The sequence below is a fragment of the Lentzea xinjiangensis genome, assembly GCF_900110955.1.
Classification (GTDB): Bacteria; Actinomycetota; Actinomycetes; order Mycobacteriales; family Pseudonocardiaceae; genus Lentzea; species Lentzea xinjiangensis.
Window position 1 is genome coordinate 83,367 of record NZ_FOFR01000026.1, and the last position, 23,639, is coordinate 107,005.

The 23,639-nt window shown below is 72.3% G+C and carries 26 protein-coding genes; 13 read left to right on the forward strand and 13 right to left on the reverse strand.

Going from position 1 to position 23,639, the window contains the following annotated elements; genetic code table 11:
* Positions 1-42: 42 nt before the first annotated feature.
* Genes BMW88_RS36000 through BMW88_RS36020 form a run of 5 tightly spaced genes read left to right on the forward strand, consistent with a single transcriptional unit; the run spans position 43 to position 4,698 of the window.
* A complete protein-coding gene (locus tag BMW88_RS36000) occupies positions 43-1,023 on the forward strand; it encodes an ABC transporter substrate-binding protein (protein WP_089959994.1) in 981 nt (326 codons plus the stop codon).
* Positions 1,016-2,077 (forward strand): FecCD family ABC transporter permease, encoded by a 1,062-nt coding sequence (locus tag BMW88_RS36005; protein ID WP_245778290.1) that lies wholly within the window; start codon positions 1,016-1,018, stop codon positions 2,075-2,077. Before BMW88_RS36000 ends, BMW88_RS36005 begins: the two co-directional genes overlap by 8 nt.
* Positions 2,074-2,841, forward strand: coding sequence for an ABC transporter ATP-binding protein (locus BMW88_RS36010; protein WP_089959997.1), 768 nt, complete (start codon positions 2,074-2,076; stop codon positions 2,839-2,841). The genes BMW88_RS36005 and BMW88_RS36010 overlap by 4 nt, the downstream gene beginning before the upstream one ends.
* Before the next feature lie 13 nt (positions 2,842-2,854).
* The gene (locus tag BMW88_RS36015) at positions 2,855-3,655 is read left to right on the forward strand and encodes a Rossmann-like domain-containing protein (protein WP_089960001.1); all 801 of its coding nucleotides are present in this window, start codon (positions 2,855-2,857) and stop codon (positions 3,653-3,655) included.
* On the forward strand, positions 3,652-4,698 hold the full coding sequence (locus BMW88_RS36020; RefSeq protein WP_245778291.1) for a pyridoxal-phosphate dependent enzyme: 1,047 nt from the start codon (positions 3,652-3,654) through the stop codon (positions 4,696-4,698). Before BMW88_RS36015 ends, BMW88_RS36020 begins: the two co-directional genes overlap by 4 nt.
* A 4-nt stretch (positions 4,699-4,702) precedes the next feature.
* On the opposite strand, the gene BMW88_RS42460 is transcribed toward BMW88_RS36020, so the two are convergent.
* The 4 genes from BMW88_RS42460 to BMW88_RS36035 all read right to left on the reverse strand — a co-directional run bounded on the left by BMW88_RS42460 (position 4,703) and on the right by BMW88_RS36035 (position 7,312).
* A complete protein-coding gene (locus BMW88_RS42460; protein ID WP_177221581.1) occupies positions 4,703-4,855 on the reverse strand; it encodes a hypothetical protein in 153 nt (50 codons plus the stop codon).
* Entirely contained in the window at positions 4,848-5,114 is a 267-nt protein-coding gene (locus BMW88_RS36025; protein ID WP_143116419.1) for a DUF3040 domain-containing protein, read from the reverse strand. The genes BMW88_RS42460 and BMW88_RS36025 overlap by 8 nt, the downstream gene beginning before the upstream one ends.
* A 411-nt stretch (positions 5,115-5,525) precedes the next feature.
* Positions 5,526-5,909 carry a tRNA (N6-threonylcarbamoyladenosine(37)-N6)-methyltransferase TrmO gene (gene tsaA / locus BMW88_RS36030; RefSeq protein WP_089960009.1) on the reverse strand — a complete coding sequence of 128 codons (384 nt, stop codon included), beginning with the start codon at positions 5,907-5,909 and terminating at the stop codon, positions 5,526-5,528.
* Positions 5,909-7,312 carry a protein adenylyltransferase SelO gene (locus BMW88_RS36035; RefSeq protein ID WP_245778292.1) on the reverse strand — a complete coding sequence of 468 codons (1,404 nt, stop codon included), beginning with the start codon at positions 7,310-7,312 and terminating at the stop codon, positions 5,909-5,911. The genes tsaA and BMW88_RS36035 overlap by 1 nt, the downstream gene beginning before the upstream one ends.
* Positions 7,313-7,448: 136 nt before the next feature.
* Between BMW88_RS36035 and BMW88_RS36040 the strand changes: the two genes are divergently transcribed.
* Together BMW88_RS36040 and BMW88_RS36045 are read left to right on the forward strand one after the other, a co-directional pair.
* A complete protein-coding gene (locus BMW88_RS36040; protein WP_089960012.1) occupies positions 7,449-8,372 on the forward strand; it encodes a COG4315 family predicted lipoprotein in 924 nt (307 codons plus the stop codon).
* A 138-nt stretch (positions 8,373-8,510) separates the two neighbouring features.
* Positions 8,511-8,957 (forward strand): hypothetical protein, encoded by a 447-nt coding sequence (locus BMW88_RS36045; protein ID WP_089960016.1) that lies wholly within the window; start codon positions 8,511-8,513, stop codon positions 8,955-8,957.
* A gap of 9 nt (positions 8,958-8,966) precedes the next feature.
* On the opposite strand, the gene BMW88_RS36050 is transcribed toward BMW88_RS36045, so the two are convergent.
* Together BMW88_RS36050 and BMW88_RS36055 are read right to left on the reverse strand one after the other, a co-directional pair.
* The gene (locus tag BMW88_RS36050; protein ID WP_218148339.1) at positions 8,967-9,317 is read right to left on the reverse strand and encodes an HNH endonuclease; all 351 of its coding nucleotides are present in this window, start codon (positions 9,315-9,317) and stop codon (positions 8,967-8,969) included.
* Positions 9,301-10,230: a LysR family transcriptional regulator gene (locus BMW88_RS36055; RefSeq protein ID WP_089960018.1), complete on the reverse strand. Its 930-nt coding sequence runs from the start codon at positions 10,228-10,230 to the stop codon at positions 9,301-9,303. Before BMW88_RS36055 ends, BMW88_RS36050 begins: the two co-directional genes overlap by 17 nt.
* A 109-nt stretch (positions 10,231-10,339) precedes the next feature.
* Here BMW88_RS36055 and BMW88_RS36060 point away from each other — a divergent pair, with 109 nt between their 5' ends.
* Together BMW88_RS36060 and BMW88_RS36065 are read left to right on the forward strand one after the other, a co-directional pair.
* Positions 10,340-11,326: a TDT family transporter gene (locus BMW88_RS36060; RefSeq protein ID WP_245778293.1), complete on the forward strand. Its 987-nt coding sequence runs from the start codon at positions 10,340-10,342 to the stop codon at positions 11,324-11,326.
* A gap of 344 nt (positions 11,327-11,670) precedes the next feature.
* Positions 11,671-13,524, forward strand: a complete 1,854-nt coding sequence (locus BMW88_RS36065; RefSeq protein WP_143116420.1) for a protein-arginine deiminase family protein — start codon at positions 11,671-11,673, stop codon at positions 13,522-13,524.
* 141 nt (positions 13,525-13,665) lie between these two features.
* On the opposite strand, the gene BMW88_RS44190 is transcribed toward BMW88_RS36065, so the two are convergent.
* The 3 genes from BMW88_RS44190 to BMW88_RS36075 all read right to left on the reverse strand — a co-directional run bounded on the left by BMW88_RS44190 (position 13,666) and on the right by BMW88_RS36075 (position 17,608).
* On the reverse strand, positions 13,666-13,794 hold the full coding sequence (locus BMW88_RS44190; RefSeq protein ID WP_281249499.1) for a hypothetical protein: 129 nt from the start codon (positions 13,792-13,794) through the stop codon (positions 13,666-13,668).
* Positions 13,795-13,887: 93 nt separating this feature from the next.
* Entirely contained in the window at positions 13,888-15,702 is a 1,815-nt protein-coding gene (locus BMW88_RS36070; protein ID WP_089960026.1) for a ricin-type beta-trefoil lectin domain protein, read from the reverse strand.
* Positions 15,703-15,742: 40 nt separating this feature from the next.
* Positions 15,743-17,608, reverse strand: coding sequence for a discoidin domain-containing protein (locus tag BMW88_RS36075; RefSeq protein WP_089960028.1), 1,866 nt, complete (start codon positions 17,606-17,608; stop codon positions 15,743-15,745).
* 115 nt (positions 17,609-17,723) lie between these two features.
* Between BMW88_RS36075 and BMW88_RS36080 the strand changes: the two genes are divergently transcribed.
* From BMW88_RS36080 to BMW88_RS36090, 3 genes are all read left to right on the forward strand, one after another.
* Positions 17,724-18,734 carry a LacI family DNA-binding transcriptional regulator gene (locus BMW88_RS36080; RefSeq protein ID WP_218148340.1) on the forward strand — a complete coding sequence of 337 codons (1,011 nt, stop codon included), beginning with the start codon at positions 17,724-17,726 and terminating at the stop codon, positions 18,732-18,734.
* A gap of 94 nt (positions 18,735-18,828) precedes the next feature.
* Entirely contained in the window at positions 18,829-19,245 is a 417-nt protein-coding gene (locus BMW88_RS36085; protein WP_143116421.1) for a hypothetical protein, read from the forward strand.
* A 91-nt stretch (positions 19,246-19,336) separates the two neighbouring features.
* Positions 19,337-19,768, forward strand: a complete 432-nt coding sequence (locus BMW88_RS36090) for a DUF6292 family protein (protein WP_143116422.1) — start codon at positions 19,337-19,339, stop codon at positions 19,766-19,768.
* A 15-nt stretch (positions 19,769-19,783) separates the two neighbouring features.
* Here the strand turns inward: BMW88_RS36090 and BMW88_RS36095 are convergent, their stop codons facing one another.
* On the reverse strand, positions 19,784-20,311 hold the full coding sequence (locus BMW88_RS36095; RefSeq protein ID WP_089960042.1) for a cupin domain-containing protein: 528 nt from the start codon (positions 20,309-20,311) through the stop codon (positions 19,784-19,786).
* Positions 20,312-20,380: 69 nt separating this feature from the next.
* Here BMW88_RS36095 and BMW88_RS36100 point away from each other — a divergent pair, with 69 nt between their 5' ends.
* A complete protein-coding gene (locus BMW88_RS36100) occupies positions 20,381-20,581 on the forward strand; it encodes a hypothetical protein (RefSeq protein ID WP_089960044.1) in 201 nt (66 codons plus the stop codon).
* Here the strand turns inward: BMW88_RS36100 and BMW88_RS36105 are convergent.
* The 3 genes from BMW88_RS36105 to BMW88_RS36115 form a co-directional block, all read right to left on the reverse strand.
* Positions 20,548-22,179 (reverse strand): RecQ family ATP-dependent DNA helicase, encoded by a 1,632-nt coding sequence (locus BMW88_RS36105; protein ID WP_089960048.1) that lies wholly within the window; start codon positions 22,177-22,179, stop codon positions 20,548-20,550. The genes BMW88_RS36100 and BMW88_RS36105 overlap by 34 nt on opposite strands.
* Complete coding sequence (locus BMW88_RS36110; RefSeq protein ID WP_089960051.1) at positions 22,176-22,943, reverse strand: esterase/lipase family protein; 768 nt, start codon at positions 22,941-22,943, stop codon at positions 22,176-22,178. The genes BMW88_RS36105 and BMW88_RS36110 overlap by 4 nt, the downstream gene beginning before the upstream one ends.
* Positions 22,944-23,017: 74 nt before the next feature.
* A complete protein-coding gene (locus BMW88_RS36115) occupies positions 23,018-23,551 on the reverse strand; it encodes a DUF2231 domain-containing protein (RefSeq protein ID WP_089960054.1) in 534 nt (177 codons plus the stop codon).
* Positions 23,552-23,639: the final 88 nt, after the last annotated feature.

Genomic DNA, 23,639 nt, shown 5'->3' on the forward strand with positions numbered 1-23,639 from the left:
TACAGTAGCGGACGCCGAAGTCGTCACGCACTGGAGGATCCGATGTCACACCCCGCCCGGCTCGGTCTGGCGCTCGTCGCCGCAGCGCTCGCCGCGGGCTGCGCCGCACCGGGAGGCGCTCAGGCGCCCTCCGCCCAGACGGTGGCGGTGGACAGCTGTGGCAAGCGGCTCACGTTCGCCGGCACGCCGCAGCGGGCGGTGGCGCTGGACCAGAACTCCACGGAGACGATGCTGGCCCTGGGACTGCAGGACCGGATGGTGGGCACGGCGAACCTGAAGACCAAGGTGGCGCCCGAATACGCGGCGGCCTACGCGAAGGTCCCGGTGCTCTCGCCGAAGGTCCTCACCTCGGAGCCGTTGCGCGCGGCGAACCCGGACGTGGTGGTGTCGAGCTTCCGCGAGCACTTCACGCCGGACCGCGCCGGGACGCGCGACGAGCTGGAATCCCTCGGCGTGCCCACGTTCGTGAGCGCGGTGAACTGCCCGGACGGCACGACACCGCCGTTCGAGCGGCTCTTCCGCGACTACGAGAACCTCGGCAAGATCTTCGGCGCGACCGACAGGGCGGACCGGCTCGCCGCCGAGCAGCGCGCGGCCGTCAAGGAGGTCGAGGCCACCAAGCGCGAGCCCGTCGAGGTCGTGTGGATCTACTCGGTCTTCAAGGGCGTCCCGTACGTGGCCGGCCGCGACGGCATGCCCAGCCAGATGAGCAAGATCGCCGGCGCCGTCAACGTCTTCGACGACCTCGGCCAGGAGTGGCCGGAGGCGTCGTGGGAGGAGATCGCCCGCCGCGACCCCGACGTCATCGTCATCGGTGACCTCTCCGAACGCGGCAACCCCGGCGACAAGGCGAGCGAGAAGCTCGCCATGATGCGCGAGCACCCCGTCGTCTCGCAGCTCACGGCGTTGCGGGAGAACAAGGTGATCGAGCTGCCCGGTATCGAGATGGACCCGTCGGTGCGCACCGTCAACGCGCTGCGCTCGTTCGGTGCCGGTCTCGACAAGATCGCCGGCCGTGGCTGAGTCGGCCCTCCTCGACCCCGTCGCGCTCGAAGCTCCGCCGCCCCGCCGCCGCGGCAGGAACGCGCTCGTCGTCACGGTGAGCCTCGTCGTCCTCGTGGTGTCGCTGGTGGTCGCCGTCCGCATCGGCGTCGGCGCGACCTGGGCGGAGATCGGCAGGGCCGCGGGTGCGCGGCTCGGGTTGCCGGTGGTTCCGCTGCCGCGGCTGCTCGACTCGCTGATCTGGAACCTGCGGCTGCCGCGGGTGCTGCTCGCGGCACTCGTCGGTGCCGCGCTGGCGGTGTGCGGTGCGGCGCTGCAGAGCGTCACCCGCAACTCGCTCGCGGACCCCTACCTGCTCGGGGTGTCGAGCGGTGCCTCGACCGGCGCGGTGGTCGTCGTGGTGCTCGGGTTCGCCGGTTCGCAGCTCGGCGTGACCGGCGGGGCGCTCGCCGGCGCGCTGGCCGCGTTCGGGTTGCTGATGCTGCTGTTGCGGCGCACCGGCTTGGACTCCATGCGGATCGTGCTCACCGGTGTGGTCGTGGGGCAGCTGTTCGCTGCACTCACGTCGTTGATCCTGCTGTCGTCCGGGGACGCGGACAGCATCCGCGCGCTCACGCACTGGCTGCTGGGATCGCTCGCGTCCGCCCGGTGGACGTCCGTGGTGGTGTGCGCGGTGGTGCTGGCGGCGGGTCTGCTCGTGGTGTGGCTGTGCTCGTCCGCGCTGGACGGGTTCGCCTTCGGCGCCGACACCGCGTCCTCGCTCGGCATCGACGTCCGCACGACGAGGGCCGTCCTGCTCGTGACGACGTCGGTGCTGACCGCCGTGGCGGTGGCCGCGGTGGGAGCGGTCGGGTTCGTCGGGCTGATCGTCCCGCACGGCGTGAGGTTCCTCGTAGGACCGTTGCACCGCAGGCTGTTGCCGCTCTCGGCCGTGGTCGGCGCGGTGTTCCTGGTGTGGACCGACGCCCTCACCAGGGTGGTCTTCGCGCCGCTGGAGGTGCCGGTGGGCGTGTTCACCGCGCTGCTCGGCGTGCCGCTCTTCCTCCTGGTGCTGCGCAGGAGGGGAGAGCTGTGAGGATCCAGGTGGAGCACCTGAGCTGGGGCGTGCCGGGCAAGACCATCGTCAACGGCGTGGACCTGGTGGTCGGCGACGGTGAGACCGTCGGGCTGATCGGGCCGAACGGCTCCGGCAAGTCGTCGCTGCTGCGGTGCATCGCCGGTCTGCGCACGCCGACCGGTGGCGTGGTGCGCTACGACGGCGCGGACATCGCGTCCTGGTCCGCTCGCGAGAAGGCGCGCCAACTCGCGTTCGTCGAGCAGACCGCCGACACCGACAGCGATCTGCGGGTGTCGGAGGTGGTGATGCTCGGCCGCACGGCCCACCGGTCGCGGTGGCGTGGCCCGGACGCCGCCGACCACGAGGTCGTGGCGGCCGCGCTCGACAGGCTCGGCCTCACCGCGCTGGCGGACCGGCCGTGGAAGCAGTTGTCGGGTGGTGAGCGCCAGCGCACCCACCTCGCCCGCGCCCTGGCGCAACGCACGTCCGCGCTGCTGCTGGACGAGCCGACGAACCACCTGGACGTGCGGCACCAACTGGAACTGATGGAACTGGCGAGCAGCACGCCGCAGACGGTCGTGGTCGCGCTGCACGACCTGGCGCTGGCCGCGCGGTACTGCGACCGGCTGGTCCTGATGCACGGCGGAACCGTCGTCGCCGACGGACCGGCCGCCGACGTGCTGACCGCGCCGCTGCTGCGCGCCGTGTTCGACGTGGAAGCCGAGATCGGTCGCGACAGCCTCGGCCACCTGGCCGTCGGCTACCGCGAGCCGGTCCGCTGAGAAGGGGGATTTCGTGACCACTGTGGACGACCTGATAGCCGAGGTGCTGGCGGGACGGCACGGACCCGACCCGCGGACCGTGCCCGCCACCAGCGTCTTCTGGGTGCACCACGGCACCCGGCTGGCCGGTGGCGGCACCACCTACCGCAACCAGTACGTGCTGGCCCGCACCGGGACCGCGTTCGGCGCGTGCGCGTTCGCGGAAGGCGAGGCCGACGCGGCGGTCTGCGCCGAGTACTCCGGAGCACCGATCGCCCGCCTGCTCACCGAGGCCCCCGCGCCGGTGCGGGTGGCGGCACTCGACGCCTACCTCGGCCACGTCCGTCCACATCGGACGGCCGAGGCCGAGCGCGTCGTGCTGCCGACGGGGACGCCGGAGGAACGGGCGCGAGCCCGCGACGCCGCGGTCGCCGGCCTGCTCGACGTCGCGCCCGGTGCGAAGGTCGCGCTGATCGGTGTGGTGAACCCCCTGGTGGCCGCCATCCGCGAGCGCGGCGCCGAGTGCCTGCCCTGTGACCTGTCGCTGCGCACCACCCAGTGGGGCGACCCGGTGACGCCGGACATGCGCGACGTCCTCGACGTCGCGGACGCCGTCGTCGCCACCGGCATGACGATCGGCAACGGCACGTTCGACGAAATCCTGCGCACGTGCCGTGAACGCGGTATCGGGCTGGTCGTCTACGCCCAGACCGCCGCCGCTGTCGCCCGCCACTTCCTCGGTGCGGGAGTCACCGCGCTGTCCGCGGAACCGTTCCCGTTCTCGCAGTTCAGCGCCGACGAGACAGCGCTGTACCGCTACCGGGCCCGAGCATGAGAGAAGACGTGGACCACCACATCGCCGACGCCCTCAGCCGACCAGCCCTGGTGCGCCTCGACTCCCGCACCGTCTGCCTGCGCTTCGAGACCATGAAGGTCGCCTCCGCCCTCGAAGCCGTCCGGTACCTCCTCGAACGCGGCACCATCGCGCACGGGGACACGCTGGTCGACAGCTCCAGCGGCATCTACGCCCACGCGTTGGCGCTGGCCTGCCACCGCTACGGCCTGCACTGCCACATCGTGGCCTCCACGACCGTCGACACGACGCTGCGCACGCAGTTGGAGATCCTCGGCGCGACCGTGGAACCGATGCCGCCGTCCGCGAGCCTGAAGCTCGACCAGAGCCGCCGGGTGGCGCGGGTGCGGGAGATCCTGCGCGACCACCCGCGGCACCACTGGATGCGGCAGTACCACGACGACGTCCACTACCGGGGCTACCGGCCGATCGCGGACATGGTGCGCGAGCACGTCGGCTGCGACCGGCTCAGCGTGGTCGGCGGCGTCGGCACCGGTGCGTCGACCGGCGCGCTGACGACGTTCCTGCGCGAGACCGACCCGAGCGTGGAGCTGGTCGGCGTGCAACCGTTCGACAGCGTCACGTTCGGTAGCGAGCACGTGCACGACCCGGAGATCATCATCGCCGGGATCGGCAGCTCCATCCCGTTCGGCAACGTCGACCACACGCTCTACGACACGGTGCACTGGTTCGGCTTCGACGCGGCGCTGAGCGGCAGCGTGGCGCTGTTGCGCGAGCACGCGATCTTCGCGGGGCTGTCGGCGGGAGCGGCCTACCTGGCGGCCCGCTGGGAGCAGCGGCTGGACCCCGACCGGCACGTGGTGGTGCTGGCGCCGGACACGGGGCACCGGTACGTCGACGCGGCCTACGCCCGGCACGCGCAGGCCCCGGCGCCGGAAGACCTGCGGCCACGCCAGATCAGCAGGCTCGCGGACATGGACCTGCCGTGGTCGCGCATGCGCTGGAACCGCGCGGAAGCGCCACCGAAGGCGGTGGTGACCCAACCGGTCCCGGTGGCGTCCTGAGGGGTCAGGGCGGCGGTTCGGTCCCGGTGGTCATGCCGCCGTGGTCCGGCTCGCCGCCCTGCTCGCCCGTCACGTCGGTGCTCTCGTGTTCGCTCGCGAGGTCGGCGTCCTGCTCCTCGCTCTCCGCGGTGACGGGGTCGATCTTCGGATCAGGCATCACGGCTCCTCGACACGTGCAGGCAGGCGGCGACGGTGAGCGCCAGCACCCCGGCGAGGGCGAAGGTCGTGCTCACCAGCAGAACGCCGAGACCGACGAGCAACGCCCCGGCCATCGCGCTCACGACGGCGGCCTCGTGCCGCCGCCGGGCGCCGTGCACCCGCGGCCCCTCGCGCAGCGCGCTGGCGAGGTCGGGCTCGGCGGCGTGGAACCGCCGCTCGATGTCGGCGAGCCGCTGCTGTTCCTCACGACTGAGCATGGGCAGCTCCCAGGTCGGTCCGGCTGTCGCCAGCGGCGAGTACCCGCCGTGGCACGCGCGCAAACGGCCGGTCGTCGCAGGTCTGGAGGGGTCAGAGCGGGTCAGGGCCGGGGCCGGGAGGCTGCGGTTGGTTCGGGTGGGGCTGGTTCGGACCGGGGGTCGGCGGGAGCAGATCGGGGTCCGGGCCGGGTGGCCTGGGCTGGTCGGGGCCAGGGGTGGTCGGCACGGGATCCGGTGGGGGTACTGGCTGGCTCATGCCTGCGGGGTACCCGCTGGTCGGTCCCGGCTCACCACGGTCTGTGGGCCGTCGCGTCCCCTCGGGATTCCCCGCCTCGGCTAACCCGGTCGAGCGGGGACCTCGCCTCCCGCCCGCGGTTCGCCACCGGCAGCGGGTCAGCGTTCGGCGGCGGGTCAGCGTTCGGCACCCAGCACCGGCTTGACGTCCACGACCGGTGTGCCGTCGAGGGCCTCCAGGCGGGCCACGCGCACCTTGAGCCCCTCCACGGCGAGGATCGTCACGCGGTGCACGCCGATGGGGTTCGGCCGGTCCGGTGAGCGGGTGGCGAACACGCCCGTCTCCGGCCGCCGCGGGTGCACGGCGAGCACCGACCGGTCCGCGCGGTCGAGCCAGGTGAGGACCAGGACGTCCTGGCCGGGCGCCAGCTCCCGCATCCCGCGCGCGTACTCCGGGGCGAAGACCAGCCAGGCTTCCGGCGCGCCCTCGTCGCCCTGCCGGGGCGCGGACGCGCGGTCGGTGAGGGGCGACTCGACGTGGCCGATCGGCTGCAGCTCCATCAGGTCCCGCAGAAGGTCTGGTACGTGGCGCTGAAGTCCTGCGGTGCCGGAGCCGCGTAGTGCTCCAGACCGGCACGCTCACCGTAGGGGGACGTCACGGCGTCCACCAGTCGTTCGAACGGGCCGAGGTCGCCGTCGGAGCCCGCTCGCAGGGCTTCCTCGACGAGGTGGTTGCGCGGGATGTAGACGGGGTTGACCCGGCTCATCGCGTCGGCGTCCGGGTTTTGCTCCCGCCACCGCGCGAGCCACGCGTCGATCCCGGCGAGGTCGAGGAACAGCGACCGGGCGGGCTCGGGGTCGCCGGCCGCCGCCTTGCCGAGGAGGTGGAAGAAGCTCGTGAAGTCGACGTGGTTGTCGTGCATGAGCGTGAAGAGGTCCTTGACCAGTGGCTTCACGTCACCCGACACCCCGAGCTTCGCTCGCAGGCCGTCGATCCAGGCCTGTTCGAACCGCTCCTGGAACGTGCCGAGCGCCTCCATGGCCAGTGCGACCGCCTTCTCCTCGTCGTCGGAGAACAACGGCAGGAGCGCCTCGGCGAGACGGGCGAGGTTCCACTCGGCGACGATCGGCTGGTTGCCGTAGGCGTAACGGCCGCGGTGGTCGATGGAGCTGTACTTCGTCGCCGGGTCGTAGGCCTCCATGAACGCGCAGGGGCCGTAGTCGATGGTCTCGCCGGAGATCGTCATGTTGTCCGTGTTCATGACGCCGTGGATGAACCCGACGAGCATCCAGCGGGCCACCAGGGACGCCTGCGCGGCCACGACCTCCTCGAACAGTCCCAGGTGGGTGCTGCCGGGGTGGTGGCGGGCGATGGCGTGGTCCGCGAGGCGGCGCAGCAGGTCGACGTCACCGGTGTTGCGGGCGTACTGGAAGCTGCCGACCCGCAGGTGGCTCGCGGCGACCCTGGCGAGGACGGCGCCCGCCAGCGGTTCCTCGCGGTGCACCGTCGCGCCGGTGGAGACGACGGCCAGCGAGCGCGTCGTGGGGATGCCCAGGGCGTGCATGGCCTCGCTGACGACGTACTCGCGCAGCATCGGGCCGACCGCGGCCAGCCCGTCGCCGCCGCGGGCGAACGGGGTGCGCCCGGATCCCTTGAGGTGCAGGTCGCGCAGGCGGCCCTCGGCGTCGGTCAGCTCGCCCAGCAACAGGGCCCTGCCGTCGCCGAGCCTGGGGGAGTAGCCGCCGAACTGGTGACCGGCGTAGGCCTGGGCGACGCCGGGGGCGTGGTTGCCGACGAGGAACCGCAGTCCGCCGGACCGCAGCCACGCCGGATCGAGGCCCAGTTCCTCCGCCAGCGGCTCGTTGAGGACGAGAAGCCGGGGCTCGGCGACCTCCGCCGCCTCCCACGGCACGGCCATCTCCGGGACGGCGGTGGCGAATTCGCTGCTCAGGCTGATGCTCACGCCTCCAACGGTACCGCGCGGCTCCGCGCGCCGGTGTGACCGCGCTCTCACATCGAACTCTTCTGAACCGTTTCGAGGGCTCCGCACGTGACAGGGGTGAACAGGTTGACGGAAGTCCACTCAGGAGTGAAACCCCATGCGTCGCAAGCAAGTTGGGATCGTTGCTGCCCTCATCGCGGCCGGAGCCGTTGCTCTGACCGCCTGTGGCCAGCCGGCCGCGCAGCCCGGCACCGCCACGCCGGCCCCGGAGCAGTCCCGGGTGCAGGAGACCGAGCGGGCTCCGGCCGGTGAGTCCGAAGTGGACTTCCTGCGCGGGTCGGCGAACTCCAACAACGCCGACAAGAACGCCGGTGACCGCGCCCCGGCGAACGCGGCGCCCGAGGTGAAGGTCAAGTGGGTGGAGCTGCGGGTCGCGAACGCGGGCGGCCTCGAACCCGCTGTGGTGAACGGGAAGGGGCTCAGCGTCTACTGGTTCAGCGACGACCCGGTGAACGGCGGGGTGTCCAACTGCAACGGTGACTGCGAGAAGACCTGGCCGCCGATCAAGGTCGCCAAGGGCACCAAGCTGTTCTTCCCCGGCATCAAGCGGGACAACATCGGCTTCATCAAGCGCAAGGACGGCAGCACCCAGGTCACGCTCGGCGGCCGCCCGATCTACCTGTTCTCCAAGGACGAGAAGGCGGGCGACATCAAGGGCCAGAACGTCGGCAACAAGTGGTTCGTGATCAACCCCGAGGGCAAGCGCGCCGTCGCCCCGGCCGAGGCCCCGGTCACCAAGCCCGTGGAGCCGGCCCCCGGCGTCCAGCCCGCCACCTCCGTCACCTTCTTCAGCGGCAAGAACTTCGACGACTTCAACGGCAACAACTTCTCCACCGGCGTCCGCGTCGAGGCCGCGTGCGGTGACCTGCGCGGCGGCTTCCAGTCGCTGTCCCCCGGCGGTGCGGTGAAGATCTGGTCCGAGCCGGGCTGCAAGGGCAAGTCGGCCGTCGTGAGCGACGACGTCCGCGACACGGCCGAGCTGGGCTTCCCGAACGGTGCGCGGTCCTACATCCGCCCCTGAGCCCTTCCCGTCCGACGAGCCGGGCCGCCACCGCGGCCCGGCTCGAACGCGTGCCGGAGACACCCGATCAGGTCAAAGAACCGGAACTGCCGTCACTTCGGCCGGGACGTGCCCGGTGGAGGGCTAGGGTGTCGGGACGTGCGCTACTCCGCCATCGTGCTGGCTCTCCTCCTGGCCGGGTGCGGTTCTCCGACGACGTCCGTGCCCACGATCACCCCGGTGCCCCCGTCGTCCTCCGCCTCGGTGCTGCCGGAGCTGCAACCCCGCCTCGACGCGATCGGCACGCTGCTGACGGCCTGCGTCGCCCGCCTGAGGGGCGAGCCCGTCGATCCCGCGGACAACTGCGTCCACGTCCTGCCGGACGTGGCCGGCGTGCTGGACGAGGTCGAGAAGCAGGCGGCCAAGCTGCCGCCCTCCGGCCAGGCCGCGATCGCGGACGCGCGCCGGCGGCTCACCGAGATCGCGCCCTGCGAGCCGTGGTTCGCCGCGGGCGGGGTGAGCGCCGACAGGCAGCTCGACGACCGGTGCGACAAGGCGTGGGACGGCCTCTTCCGCAGCTACAACGCCGTCCGCAACGCCGCCTAGCCGGAGGGCTCAGGCGAACCGCGCCGTCAGCTCGGCCGCGATCTCGTAGTGCCGCACCAGGAACGTGCGCTCGTCGAGCTTCTTGCGCCGCAGCCACCCGGTGACCTCGGCGTTGCACTTGCTGGCGTTGCACGACCCGCACGCGGGCACGACGTTGCCGAGCGTGTACCGGCCGCCGCGCGAGATGGCCTGGACGCAGTCCTTCTGCAACGAGGGCGCGGGAGAGCCGCAGTACGCGCAGCCGCCCCACGACGTCTTCAGCGCGTCCCACTGCGCGTCGGTGAGGTCGTGGGTGACGCGCGCCATCCGCTTCTTGCGCTTGCGGGCGGCGCGGACCTGGTTGCTACCGCCGGTCGGCACGGTGGGTGAGACTACGCGTCGCGATGGTCAACAGGTCGGAGGCCGGTCCCCGGGGTGTCCGCCCGGCCGGCCACACCGCCCGCAGCGCCCGGCGCAGGTCGAGGCCGGCGACCTCGACGCGGACCAGCGCGCGGGTGGCCAGGTCGGCCGCCACGGCGTGCACGCTGAGCACGGCGGGACCGATGCCGCCGATCGCGGCCGCCTTGATCGCCGTCGTCGACGACATCTCCAGCAGCGGCCCGGCGGACTCGGTGACCCCGGCCGCTTCCAGCGCGTGTTCCCAGGCCTGCCGCGTGCCGGAGCCGGGTTCCCGGCTGACCAGCGGAGCCGCGGCGGCTCCGGCGGCGGTGATCCGGCGGCGCCCGGCCCAGGGGTGACCGGGCGCGACCACGAGCACGAGCTCGTCCTCGGCGACGACCCGGCCGGTCAGACCGGCCGGCACGGCGGTGCTCTCGACGAACCCCAGGTCCGCCCGTCCCGCCAGCACCTGCTCGGCGACGTGCACCGAGTTGCCCGCCGTCAGCACGGTCGCGGTGTCCGGGCTGACCGCGCGCAACGCGATCAGCCACGTGGGCAGCAGGTACTCGGCCACGGTGAGGCTCGCGGCGATCTTGAGGTGGCTCTGCCGGTCGGCGCGCAGGCTGGTGATGCCGGCGTCGAGGTCCGCGGCCCGCGCCAGCACCGGGGCCGCCCACCCGGCGACGAGCTGCCCGGCCGTGGTGAGCCGCGCCCCGCGCGGGCCACGGTCGAGCAGCGGCACGCCGACGCGGGCTTCGAGGGCCCTGAGGCGTTCGCTGGCACTGGGCTGCGACATGCCGTGCGCCTTGGCGGCCCGGCCGATGCTGCCCAGCTCGGCCACGCTCAGCAGCAGGTCGAAGCTGGTCAGGTCGGTGACCCTGGACGGCAGAGGCATAGGCACAGCCTATGTGTCCATCGGTGATTGACGGCTACCGAGGTGGCGGCGGCGCGAGGATCGTCAGGTCGTGACCGCTCTCGCACCTCACCCACACCGTGCCCCCGAGGTGCGACGAGCGGCGCCCTTCGGCCCGAACCTCTTCGCGTCCGTGATGGGCACCGGGATCGTCGCCACCGCCGGGGCCTCGATGCCCGGAACGCACGTCCCCGCCACGGTCGTGTGGGCGTTGGACGCAGTGCTGCTCGCGGTCCTCGTCGTCGCCGCGGTCCGGCGCTGGACCCCGGCGACGGTCCGGGACCAGCTCGCGGACCCGGTGATGGCCCAGTTCTGGGGCGCGCCGCCGATGGCGCTGATGACCGTCGGCACCGGTGCGTTGCTGCTCGGCTCCGACTGGATCGGGCTGCCCGCCGCGCTGGCGGTCGACTGGACGCTGTGGACCCTCGGAACCGTGCTCGGGCTGGTGACCTCGGTGCTGGTGCCGGTGCGGATGATCGGCAGCGGGGAACAGGCGGCCAGCGCCTGGCTGATGCCGGTGGTGCCGCCGATGGTGTCGGCCGCGTCCGGCGCGCTGCTGGCACACCACCTGCCGGACGGGCCGTGGCGCCAGGCGATGGTGCTCGGGTGCTACGCGCTCTTCGGCGTCAGCCTGTTCGCGACGATGGTGATCGTGCCGCAGATCTGGCAGCGGCTCGTCCGGCACGGGCCGGGCGCGGCCTCCGCCGTGCCGGCGCTGTGGATCGTGCTCGGGCCGCTGGGCCAGTCGATCACCGCCGCCAACCTGCTCGCGGGCGTGCCGGTGCTGCCGGGACAGACCGCGTTCGGCGTCCTCTTCGGCACGATCACGTGGGGCTTCGCCCTGCTGTGGGCGGCGATCGCGGTGGTCGTCACCGTGCGGACCGCCCGGGGCGGCCTGCCGTTCGCGCTGACGTGGTGGAGCTTCGTGTTCCCCCTCGGCACCCTGGTGACCGGAACGAGCGCGCTCGCGGCCCGCGTTCCGTCGGCCGTGTTCACCGGCGTCGCGGTCGTGCTCTACGGCGTGCTCGTGCCGGCCTGGCTGACCGTGGCCATGCGGACGTTGCGGTTGTGGCGGTAGCACCGCCGCTGTCCTCGTGAACCGGTGGCCGATTGCGCAAGTGACCGATCTACGCAACGACCACCGACGCAGGGTCCCGCCACCCGGCGCGAAGGTGGTGGCGTGACAACACGGACCGACCACCGAGAACGGCCAGGGCGGTGGTCCTGGCATCGGCCACCCTGACGATCATGGCGGCGGCGGTCATCGCCCCGAGCCTGCCCGCGGTGGGCGGGGGTGTGCGGCGAACAGTACGTCACCCGATCGGCCCACAACCACAGGCGGATGCGTAGTCGCCGTGAGGCTGATGCGGCCGTGCGGAGACCTCCCTAGCCTGGCGCCCACGCGATCACGAGGGGGAACTTGTGAGAATCCGTGTCGCCGGCACCTGCGTGCTGGCCTTGACAAGCGTGGTCTTCGCCGGGGTGCCGGCCGTCGCGGCGCCGGGAGCGGTGCTCCTCGCCGACACCAGCAGGAACGGCACCGTCGACTGGGCCGACCAGGCGGGCAAGAACAGGTGGACGCCGCAGCGCGGCGCGATCTTCCTGCCGAACCTCGATGACGACGCCCGGCGCTGCGAAGTCACCGAGGAGGACCTCAAGGACCGGGCGATCGCCGTCGACGAACGGCTCGCGGCGTGCAACGACGCCCAAGATGAGGTCGTCAACGGGCCGCGGGACGCGGCGGACTTCGCGCCGCTGCGCACGATGCCGCGCGCCGTGAGCCAGGACGGCACGGTGTCGCTCGGCGCGGGTGAGGGCCGCTACGCCCGGCTGTGGGTCGAGCGCGGCGGCGCCTGGACGGCCCTGGGGGACAGCGGCACGCTCACCGCGGCCGAGCTGCGCGCGGGCGCCCGGCTGGCGCTCGAGGGCAGGGACGTCATCCGGGACAGGGCGGTCTGGAACGGCACGGTCACCGTGACGCTGAAGGCGGGCGGCACGGACTCGGTGCAGTTGCGCGTGGCGCCGCTGGTGCTGCAGAACGACCTGAAGGCGCCGAAGCAGGTCGTGACGTCCAAGCCGACGCGCCCCGAGTGGAGCGCCGGGTACGACGTGTTCGTCGCCGGTCTGCGCGGCGCCATGACCGCGGCGGGCCTGCCGGAGTCCGCGCTGACGGCGATCTCCAACGACGACCGGTGGTTCCAGGACATCTTCGAGCCCACGACGGCGGGCATGCCCGGACCCGGCGGCACGACGCAGGTCATGCACGTGCTGTTGCGCAGCGCCAACTACCGGGCCGGCACGGAGACCGCGCCGCCCGCGCTGAGGCAGGCCGGCCGCGTGGCGTTCAGCGCGTTGCGCGGCCCTGACGTCGGTGTCGTGCAGCAGTTCACCGACCAGCGGAGCCCGGCGGTCGACGACAGCCTGAACTCCACGGGCAACTACGAGAGCCTGCCGCCCCACCGTGGTCACGGCCTCGGCAGGCCGCTGTACGGCAGCACGCCCGAGCGCATGCCCGACCCGACGTTCACCACGCTGATCGGCTCGCAGTACGCGGACCCGGTCGTCATCGACACGTCCTGGCTCATCGTCGGCCACTCCGACGAGACCGTGCACGCGATCCCGGCACGCAACTCCCGCGGCTGGACGCTGATGGTCGCCGACCCGCGGCTCGCGCTCGACGTGCTGCGCCAGGCCGCGCGGGACGGGCACGGCGCCGCGGTGCTGTTCGAGGGCACCAGCGCTACCGAGAAGCCGACCGTCGACCAGGCGCTCGCCGACGCGGCGTTCCTGGAGCGCAACGAGAAGGCCGCCCGGCACATCGACACCCAGCTCGCCGTGCTCACCGCGGAGACCGGTCTCGCCGGCCACGAACTCGTCCGGGTTCCGGTGCTGTTCGAGGAGTTCACCTGGCGGCAGCTCGACGCGGCCACCGACCGGCTCACCGCGTCCGGGCAGCTCACCCGCGAGATGGTGGCTGACCTGCGCGACCGCATGAAGGCGGGAGCAGCGCCCGAGAGCCTGATGGTCGCGCAGTCGGCGGGCATCCCGAACGGCATCTCGCTCGGCGGCGGCGTCTTCGGCGCACCCGACCCGCACGGGCCGAAGGCCGGCGGCGTCGACCTGTTCAAGCGCACGACCGAGCAGGCGCTCGCCGGGACACCGGTCGAGGTGCGGTGGATCGAGGACTGGGACTTCCTGCACATGGGCGCCGGTGAGGTGCACTGCGGCACGAACACGTTGCGGGACCCGGCCCGTGCCGACTGGTGGCGTGCGTGACGGGCCACGTCGGCGGAAGTGGATCCAGGGAGGTGGAGCGACGATGGATCGGCGACTCGCGGGACGGGTGCGCGGCTGACGTGCGCGGCGCGCAAGGCCGCGCACCCGTGCGGCGGCTGAGCTGTCAGTCCGGCTGAGTGGTCAGTCCGGCGGCTCGCTCGGGTCCTGCGGGGTGTCGCCGACCGGCACCTCGGGTTCCGGGGTGTCCAGGTCGTCCAGGTCCGGCGTGCCGGGGGAGTGCGGTGCTTCGGGGTTCTGCGGATCGGTCATGCCGGGCGGGTTACCCCTCCTGCCCGGCCTCAAGCACCTGACCGCCGCGAAAGGAGGTGGCCGGTGCCCGCCCGGCACCGGCCATCCCCCCACTCACGCGGGTGCGGTCCACCTCTGGTTGGCGCCACCCGTGCAGGACCAGATCTGCAGCTTCGCGCCGTCAGCGGTGTTGCTGCCTATGACGTCGAGGCACTTGTTGCTGCCGGCGTTGACCAACGTGCCGTTGGTCGCGGTCCACCGCTGGTTCCCGCCACCGAAGCAGTCCCAGAGCTGGACCGGCGTGCCGTCCGCGGTGCCGTTGCCGGTGACGTCCAGGCACTTGCCGAGCCCGCGCACGGTCCCGTCGGACGCGAGCGTCCACGTCTGGTTCGGGCCGGGGTGGCAGGTCCAGAGCTGCGGCCGGTTGCCGTTGGCGGCCGAGCCGTCGGTGACGTCCAGGCACTTGCCGCCCAGGCCGGTGATGGCGCCGGTGCGCCCGGCGGGCTGGCCGGGGTCGAGCGTGCCGGGCCAGGTGAACGTCGCCATCGCGCCCGCGGGCAGGGAGTAGCCGAACGTCTGGCCGCCGTAGGAGACCCGGAACTCCTGCTGACCGCCGGTGTTCAGGGCCACCAGCACGATCCGGCCGTCCGGGTTGCGGAACGCGACGTTCTGGACGCCGCCCTCGCCGTAACCGGTGGAGTCGATCCGGACCGCGCCGGGCTGCACGAACTTCGACAGGTGGCCGAGGACGTAGTACTCGGCGTTGTACGTGACGTCGTTGCCGTTGGTCCTGACGACGCCCGTGCAGTTGGTGCAGCTGCCGATGACCGGTCCGTTGTTCTGGTCCAGGGCCATGTTCCACAGCGCCACGGTCCGCGCGTGGTTGCGGGTCGCGCCGATCGCGAGGTTCATGCCCTGCCAGCGCAACGTGTCGCGGAAGGTCGACGCGTCGTCGGCGGACCGCGTGCCGGAGCACTCGGTGAAGAAGATGTCCTTGCCCGGCTGGTTGTTCTTCACGACGGACTGGCCGCTCGGGTTGCCGCCGTAGCAGTGCCACGCCGAGCCGATCACGTTGGCGCCCGCGCCGTTGTTCACGGTCTGCGGGTAGGTCGTGTCGTCCCAGTTGTGGTCGTAGCCGAGCAGGCGGGCCTGCTGGCCCGCCGCGCGCAGCTTCGGCACCACCGTGTTGATGACCGCGACCTGCTGCTGCGCCGGCATCCTCATGCCGGGGTAGCCGGGCGGCTCGAAGTTCGGCTCGTTCTGCACGCTCAGGTAGTCGATCGGCGCGCCGGCCGCCTGGTAGGCCTGCGTGAACTTGACCAGGTAGTCGGCGTACACCCCGATCCGGCTGTCGTTCAACGAGCCCTGGATGAGGCTGTTGTTGTTCTTCATCCACGCCGGTGCGCTCCACGGCGTCGCCATGATCGACAGTTGCGGGTTGAGCTGCTTCGCCTGGCGGATCAGCGGCAGGATGTAAGCGTCGTCGTGCGCGGTGGAGAACCGCGAGAGCGTCGGGTCCGCCGCGCCGTCGTTGTAGGTGTAGAAGCTGCGCGAGAAGTCCGAGGCGCCGATCGGCTGGCGGAGGAAGCTCAACCCGATGCCGCTGGTCCGGTTGAACAGGTTCGTCATGATCTCGTCACGCCGCGGCGAGGTGAAGATGTTCCACGCCGCCGAGTCCGTGAAGGACGCGCCGAAACCGACCATCGACTGGTACGTCTGGTTCGGGTTGACGGTGATCGTCGAGCCACTGCCGCCCGAGCCGAACGCCACGTCGGCCTGCTGCCGCAGGAGGTTCGAGCGGTCGGCGGTCGTGAGCCACACGCTCGCGTTGGTCGCCGCGGTGGCGGCGGGGGACACCAGGATGCCTCCCGCCGCCACGACGGCCGCCGCGATCGCGATGCCGCGCAGGCGGTTCGTCGTCATTGACATCAGCGCTCCTTGCAGGGGTTGGGCGCATATCAGCTGATTTTCAGTTGTACAAGCGGAAATCTGCGATGCTCCACCAGTTGCTCGCGGCACCGGTGGACGTGATGCGCACGTACCGCGCGCTGGTGCGGCGGATGTCGATGGTCGTCAGCTGGCCGGTCCCGGCTCCACTCGCGACAGTGCGCCAGCCCTCGCCGTCATCGCTGACCGAGAGCGCCCAGTTGCGGACGTGGTCACCGAGGTAGCCGCCGGAGTCGACCGCGACGCGGCGGAACTCCTCGCGGCGGCCCAGGTCCACCAGGAGGTGGTGGCCGGCCGCCTGGGGCGCGCCGCTGGACCACCGGGTCGAGGCGTCGTCGTCGATCGCCGGTGCGCCGCCGGGGGAGGCGGTGGCGCCGGTCAGCGGCACGAGGTCCAGCCCGTCGCGGTGGCGGGTGGTCCAGGTGAACGTCGCCAGCGCGCCACCGGGCAGGGTGTGCTCGAACGTGCGCTCTCCGAGGTTGACCGCGAACGTGCGCGGGTCGTCGTTCTGGTTGTGCACCACCAGGGCCGTGGAACCGTCGGGGTTGCGGAACGCGGCGTCCATGATCTGGCCGTTCCAGCCCGTGGTGCCGAACGACGTGCTGGCGATCCTGCGTGCGCCGGGCTTCACGAACTTCGAGAGGTGTCCGATCGTGTAGTACTCGGCATCGGTCCGCACCGACCCGTCCGGCTGCGCGGTCACGAGGCCGGTGCACGTGCCGCAGCCGCCGAGGTGCGGGCCGCCGGTGCTGTCGAGGGCGATGTTCCAGTTCACCGCGCTGCGCGCCCAGTTGCGGGTGGTGCCGAGGACGACGTTGCGGGCGTGCCAGCGCAGGGTGTCGCCGAAGACCTTGGCCGGCGGGTCGGTGGCGCCCTTGGAGCCGGAGCACTCGGTGAACCAGATCCCCTTGTCCGGGAAGGCGTCGTGCAACGCGGTCTGCGCGCTCGGGTCGCCGTAGTAGCAGTGGAAGGCCGTGCCGGCGATCCACCTGGCCGCCCTGTCGCGCAGGACCTGGAACGGGTAGTCGGTCTCCACGTCGCCGTCGTTCGGGTGCGTGGCCCAGTTGTGGTCGTAGCCGAGGATCCTGGTGCGCGGGCTGGCCGCCTTCAGCCGCGGGCCGAGCGCCTCGATCACCTTCAGCTGCTGCGCCACCGGCATGTCCGTGCCGGGGTAGGCGTCGGGCTTCCGGTTCTGCGGCTCGTTCTGCACGGACAGGAAGTCGATCGGCACGCCGGCCCTCGTGTAGGCCTGGACGAACTTGACGAGGTAGCGCGCGTACGCGTCGTAGATCCTCGGGTCGTCCTTGAGCTGACCGCCGACGAGCGAGTCGTTGGTCTTCATCCACGCCGGCGGGCTCCACGGCGTGGCCATGACCTTCAGGCGCGGGTTGAGGCGCTTCGCCTCGCGCAGCAGCGGGAGGATCTTCGCCTCGTCGTGGCGGACGCTGAAGTGCCGCAGGGCGAAGTCGGTCTGCCCGGCCGGCACGTCGTCGTAGGTGTAGTGCTCCTCGGCCGCCGTGAAGTCGGAGGAGCCGACCGGCTGGCGCAGGAAGCTGACGCCGATGCCGTGCACCGGGTCGAAGAGCTTGCGCAGGGTGCCGGCGCGGACGGCGGGGGCGAGGCCCGCGAGCACCTCGGCCGAGGAGTCGGTGATGGACGCGCCGAACCCGTCGACCTCCTGGTAGCGGCGGTCCGGGTCGACCACGATCGTCGGGTGCGCCGACGCCTTCGTGCCGAACGCGATGGGCTCGCGTTCGTGCAGGAGTTCCGCGCGGTCGGGCGTGGTGACCCACACGCGCACCTGTGGCCCGTGCGGCTTCGTTGCAGCGTCGGCGGCAGGTACGGCGGTGAGGCCGAGCACCAGGGCCACGATCGCGGTTGTTCTCATCGCCGTCCTTCGGGATGTAACAGTGCTTCATCACTGTGAAAAGTCAGCTTTCAGAATGAAACACCCCGTTGTCGCCACCGTCAATGGCGCAGGACAGTTCCGGTACAGTGACCTGGTGGAACGCCAGGCCGAGAACGTGAAACAGCGGGCCAGCCTCCGGGACATCGCGGCGGAGACCGGCGTCTCGATCGCGACCGTCTCCCGGGTGCTCAACGACCACGTGAACGTGGCGCCCCGGACCCGTGACCTGGTCCTCCAGGCCGTCGAGCGGCGCAGGCGGGAGACGCCGGCCCGCACCCGCACGGTCCACCTCCGCTGCCCGTACGTGCTCACCGACTACTTCGGCCTGATCGTCTCCTCGATCGCCGAGACGCTGAAGCTGCACGGTCTGCGCCTGCTGCTGGACGCGGGGGAGTCCGGCCAGCACTCCGACGTGCTGCGCGGCCTGCCCGGCGGGGACGTCGACGCGGCGATCCTGATCCTGCCGCCGGAGGAGGGCGACGAGCTGGTCGCGCTGTCCCGGGCGGGTTTCCCGTTCGTGGTGGTCGATCCGCGCACCCCGCCGCCACCGGACATCGCGTCGGTCTCGGCCGCGCACTCCGCGGGGGCGCGAGCGGTGGCGGACCACCTGATCGGCCTCGGTCACCGCGACATCGCCGTGATCGCCGGTCCCGAGGAGTGGCTGGCGGGCGACGCGCGCCTCGCCGGGCACCGCGCCGCCCTCGCCAAGGCCGGTGTCCTGCTGACCCCGGACCGGGTGCGGCACGTCGAACCCACCACCGCGCAGGGCAGGAGCGCGGCGGGGGAGCTGCTCGGCCTGGGGCCCCGCCCGACCGCGATCGTCTGCTTCAACGACAAGGTCGCGGTCGGCACGGTGCAGGCGGCGCGCGAACGCGGGCTGAGGGTGCCCGACGACCTGTCGGTGGCCGGGTTCGACGACATCGACCTGGCCGAAGCCACCTACCCGCGGCTGACGACCGTGCGGCAACCGTTGCAGGAGATGGGGCGGATGGCCGTCACGCAGTTGATGCGCGTGCTGGACGGTCATCAGCCGGAGGCGTTGCACATAGAGCTCGCGACGACGTTGGTGGTGCGGGACTCGACTGCCGCTCCTCGGGTGGGCTGAGCGCTCGCCGCACCGCGCCGCGGTCCCTCGCACGCTGGGTTCCGTTGCGCATGGGCGCTGTTTCCACCGCCGCGGTCACGGGTAGGCAGTCGGCATGAGCGATGTGCGGTCCGAGAAGACCGAGGTGACGCTGCGGTCCAAGACGATGCACCTGGACTTCGCGGGTTCGGGTGAGGTGGAGCGGGACGGGAACGCGGTGCGGCTCACCGGCCTGCGGCTCGTGGCGGAGCTGCCGGACGCGGGCGGGCCGGAGGACGGCGGCACCGTGGTGCTGGAGCAGGCCGGTGACTCGGCGCAGGTGGGCGGCGAGGTGGCGGTCCCGCTGGCGGCGGTGGTCGAGCAGCCGGGTGCCAGCGTCCGGTTGCGGACGCTGGAGGACGTCCGGTGGACCGCGGGCGCGGGCGGAGACCTCGAGCCGGCGGACGACGAGGTGGGTTTCGTGCTCGTCGAGGCGCCGGAGTCGACGGTCCTCACCGTCCGCGGCCTGGCACTGCGGACCGGATCCTCCTGAGCGGTGTTTGGCCGACACCCGGGCGGGGTATTCGCGCGGGGCACACCCAGGGTGTTCGGCCGACGGAGGCTATGCAGGCATGGACCGCGAAATGCCCATCGAACTCGCCATCGATCTCGACACGGACATCGACTTCGACGTGGACTTCGACGACTCGGCCGCGCGCCGGGCACGTGGCTACGTCAGCGAGGTCGTCGTGGGTCTCGGGTTGCGTGGCGACAGCTCGTTCGTCGAGACGGAACCGCGCGCCGGCGCCTACGTGGCGCTGGAGGGCCGGTTGCCCGACTTCCCGCACCACGACGTGGCCCTGCAGTGGAACGAGCTGACGGGGTGGTCGGTGGCGGTGGAGGACCGGCTGGGACAACTGGTGGAGGTGGCGCGGCTGAGCGGCGACGCCTGGCCCGAGCCCTCCGCGGTGGCGCGCTGGGTCGGGAGCGTCCTGCGCCACGAGCGCGCGCACGAGCAGACCAACCGCGACTTCGCCGCGTTCGTGCCGTCGCAGCGCTCCAACGTCCTGTCCTGAGCACGCCGTCCTGGGTCAACCGGTCTGCGTGCCCTGACCTCCGTGCGGCCGGAGCTGTTCCTCGGCGTCCGTGGGGACCCGGTGCAGGAGGCCGTCGCGCTTTTCGCCGTACTGGCCCGTCTGCACCAGTGGCGGCGAATAGGCGTGGATGGTCACCGTGGGTCCGGCGCCTGGTTCGTGGCGCATGCGGTGGATGAAGGTGTTGTCGAAGCAGAACGACCCGCCGTCGCCCACCGCGGCACCGGCAGGGCGCTCACCGAGCCGCAGGTGCTCGTGGCGGATGCAGCCGCGGACGACGTGCACCGCGCCGCAGGACCTGTCGTGGTCGTGGAACCCCGTGTCGTGGTCGTCGGCCATCCACGAGATCGCCCACACGCCGAGGTGGTCGTTCGTGAACACCTCGGTGTACGTGCGGTCCTCCGTCGTCTGCGCCAGTCCGTCCTCCCAGAGCGCGGGCCGGTCCGCCACCGCTTTCGCGATGACGGCGAGCTCGTCGGGCGTCAGGCGGTCTCGCGGCGCTTCGAAGGGAAGTTCTGCCGGCATGCCGCTGGATTACCTCGCTCCGGCGGGATAAACGTGTTCACCGCGGCGCCACCCGGGTAGCCGATCGGCATGAGCACATCACCGCGGCAGGATTCCGAGCAGGAGTACGACGACGCGAGCCGCGTCTCGCTGGAGGAGTCGAGCGAGACCGACGACGCGGACACCGTTCCGGGGCGCAGCGGCTCCGGTTCCGCACACCCCGAACCGAACCCGACCGGGAACGTCGGGATCTCCGACTACTCGGTCTCCGACGACCCCGACCGGGGCTGAGTCAGGACGCCCGACTCGCGGATGGCGGCGAGGGACAACGTCTTGTAGCCGACGTCCTCGAACAGCACCATCATCCGGTCGTCCTCCTCCTGCACGACCGTTCCGCGGCCCCACTTCTCGTGGTGCACCGGGGTGTCCGGCGCGTACTCCGGCACCGGGCCGTCATCGGGCCGGACACCCTCGTCGCACCGGTCGCAGTTGCCGCACGGCTCGTCGAGCCGCTCACCGAAGTAGCCGAGCAGGAACCTCCTGCGGCAGCCGCGTGTGGCCCCGTACTCGCGCATGACCTCGACCCGCGACCGGTCGCGGCGCACCTGGCGTTCGGCCTCCTCGCTCGCCGCCTCGACCGCGTCCGCCGGCGGGGGAGCGTTCCGCACGTACCGCACGCCCTTCTGCGAGGTGCGCAGGATTCCGGCACTCTCCAGCAGGTTCACCACACCGGTGATCTTCCTGCGGGAACGGCCCAGCCGCTCCGCCAGGTCCGCGGTGGTGGTGGCGGACTCGTGCACCGCTTCCGCGACCGCGCGCACGCACTCGCGGTCGATCCTGCGGCCGGTCAGGAACCGGTGCAGCGCCTGGTCCTCCGGCCGGTGGAAGAGGATCACCTCCGCCGGGTCGCCGTCGCGACCGGCCCGGCCGACCTCCTGGTAGTAGGCGTCGAGCGAGCCCGGCGCCGCCGCGTGCGCCACGAACCGCACGTCCGGCTTGTCGATGCCCATGCCGAACGCGGAGGTGGCGGCCACGACGTCGACGCCGCCCCGCATGAACTCGTCCTGCACCCGCCGCCGCTCCGCCGCCCTCATCCCCGCGTGGAACGGCTTCGCCCGCACGCCCCGCGCCGCCAGGTCGGCGGCGTAGCGCTCGGCGTCCTTGCGCGTCGCCACGTAGAGCAGCCCCGGGCCGGTCCGTTCCGCGACCCACTCGACGACGGCACGGCCGCGGTCGTCCTCGTCGGTGCCCTGCCGCACGGTCAGGTGCAGGTTCGGCCGGTCGAACCCGGCGACGACGACCACCGGATCGCGCAGGCCCAGGTGCTCGCCTATGTCGGCGCGGACCGGTCCGCTCGCGGTGGCGGTCAGCGCGAGCACCGGCGGACGGCCCAGTTCGGCGACGACGTGCCGCAGCCGCAGGTAGTCCGGCCGGAAGTCGTGGCCCCAGGCCGACACGCAGTGCGCCTCGTCGACCACGAACAGCGACGGCTTCCCCGCGCGCAGCCGGTCGACGGCCTCGGGGTTCGCGAGCTGTTCGGGGGAGAGGAAGAGGTACTCGGTCCTCGCCTCGGCGAAGGCCTGCCACGCCTGGTCGTTCGCCTCGGCCGGCTGCGCGGAGTTCACGGCGGCCGCCGGTGGCGCGTCGCTGGCGCGCAGCGAGGTGACCTGGTCGCGTTGCAGCGCGATGAGCGGCGACACCACCACGGTCGGGCCGTCGAGCAGGATCGCGGGAACCTGGTAGATCGCGGACTTCCCGGCCCCGGTCGGCATCACGACCAGCACGTCCCTGCCGTCGAGCAGGTGCCGCATGGCGAGCAGCTGCTCCTCGCGCAGCTCGGTCCAGCCGAACACCTCCTCGGCCGTGCGGACCAGGTCGCGGGTGCTCATCCGGTGGGCCGCAGGTCGTAGCGGGCCGCCGCCCACTCGGCGAGCCTGGGCCGCAGCGCCAGGTAGACGTCCGGGTCGAGACCCATGCCGGTGTGCGTGCTGTGCACCTCCACGCACTCGGCCCACGGGTCGAGGCTCAACCGCCAGGGCACGATGCCGTCCGCCTTGGAGTACACCGACACCGCCGGGAGGCCGTCGGGCAGCGGAGCGGTGGCCGCCCGGACGTTGACCTCGTAGCAGTCGCCCTCGAAGCACTCGACGTCCATGAGGCCGGGGATCCCGAGGGCGGAGAGCCGGGCCAGCGCCTTGGCCGCCAGCAGCACGTGGGGGTGGGCGCCCAGCGGGTCGAGCAGGGGACTGCCCAGCATCACCAGGCCGCTCACCAGGTCCGGCCGGCGGATGGCGGCCAGCCGGGCGAGCCCGCCGCCGCGGCTCTGCCCGAGCAGCACGACCGGCCCGCCGGTGGCCTCCGCGTGCTCCTCCAGCCGCCGTTCGACGCGGTCCACCAGCTTCGACGTGCAGCCCACGTTGAACCCGACACCCGCGGAGGCGGGCACGTAACCGCGGTCGCGCAACCAGGTCGTGGCGAAGGTGAGACTGAAGTCGCCCGCGCCGAACCCCGGCACCAGCACCACACCGAGACCCGCGCCCTCGTCGGGGTTCGCGTCGCGCCACACCCGGTGCCGCAGCAGGCGGGGGATCGTGAAGGCCGCCACGGCGACGTGTTCCTTCGCCAACGATCGCAGCTCGCCGACAGTGCTCATCGTCGTGTCTCCGCTCAGTTCGTCCGAGTGCCGGGGAATTGACCCGCCGGCGCGGGAGCAAACCGCAAGCAGCGTCACACCTCCCGCGGCGCCTGCCACCGGTGCACACCGCCGCCCTGGGCGTAGGAGAGGTGACCACCGAGTGCGCCGCCCGCGCCGACCGCGGCCAGTCCCGCGAGGCTGAGCACCTTCCCCGCGCCGGGCCGGCCTCGCCGGCGCAGCGCGTAGGACGCGGCGAAGCACGACACGGCGGCGGTGTTGGCGAGGGCGTGCACGACACCGACCCTGCGCTGCCGCCGGTCGAGCCGGCTGTAGTCCGCGAGTCCCAGCAGGATCGTCGGCACCGCGGCGACGAGCCCCAGCGCGGTGAGCTCACGGGCCGCGTCCTCGCCGCCGGGGCGCGCGTCGAACACGGCGGCGGACGTCCACGCCCCGATGGGCACGGTGACCATCAAGGGGTGCAGCGGATGCCCCAGCCACGAGCCGCGCACCGCCCTGTCGACGCGCGGCGACCTCAGCGTCCGCCGCACCGCCTTCGCGAGGGAGTCCGCCGGCCGGTCGGCCGCGCGGAGGTCCTCGACCGCCCGCAACACATCGTGAACGCTCATGGCCCCGGTTACCCGGAGCCCGCTCGCCTACTCGGGCCCGCTCGTCGTCGCCCGGATTCGTTGCAATCGGACAGAGGTCTGGGCCCGG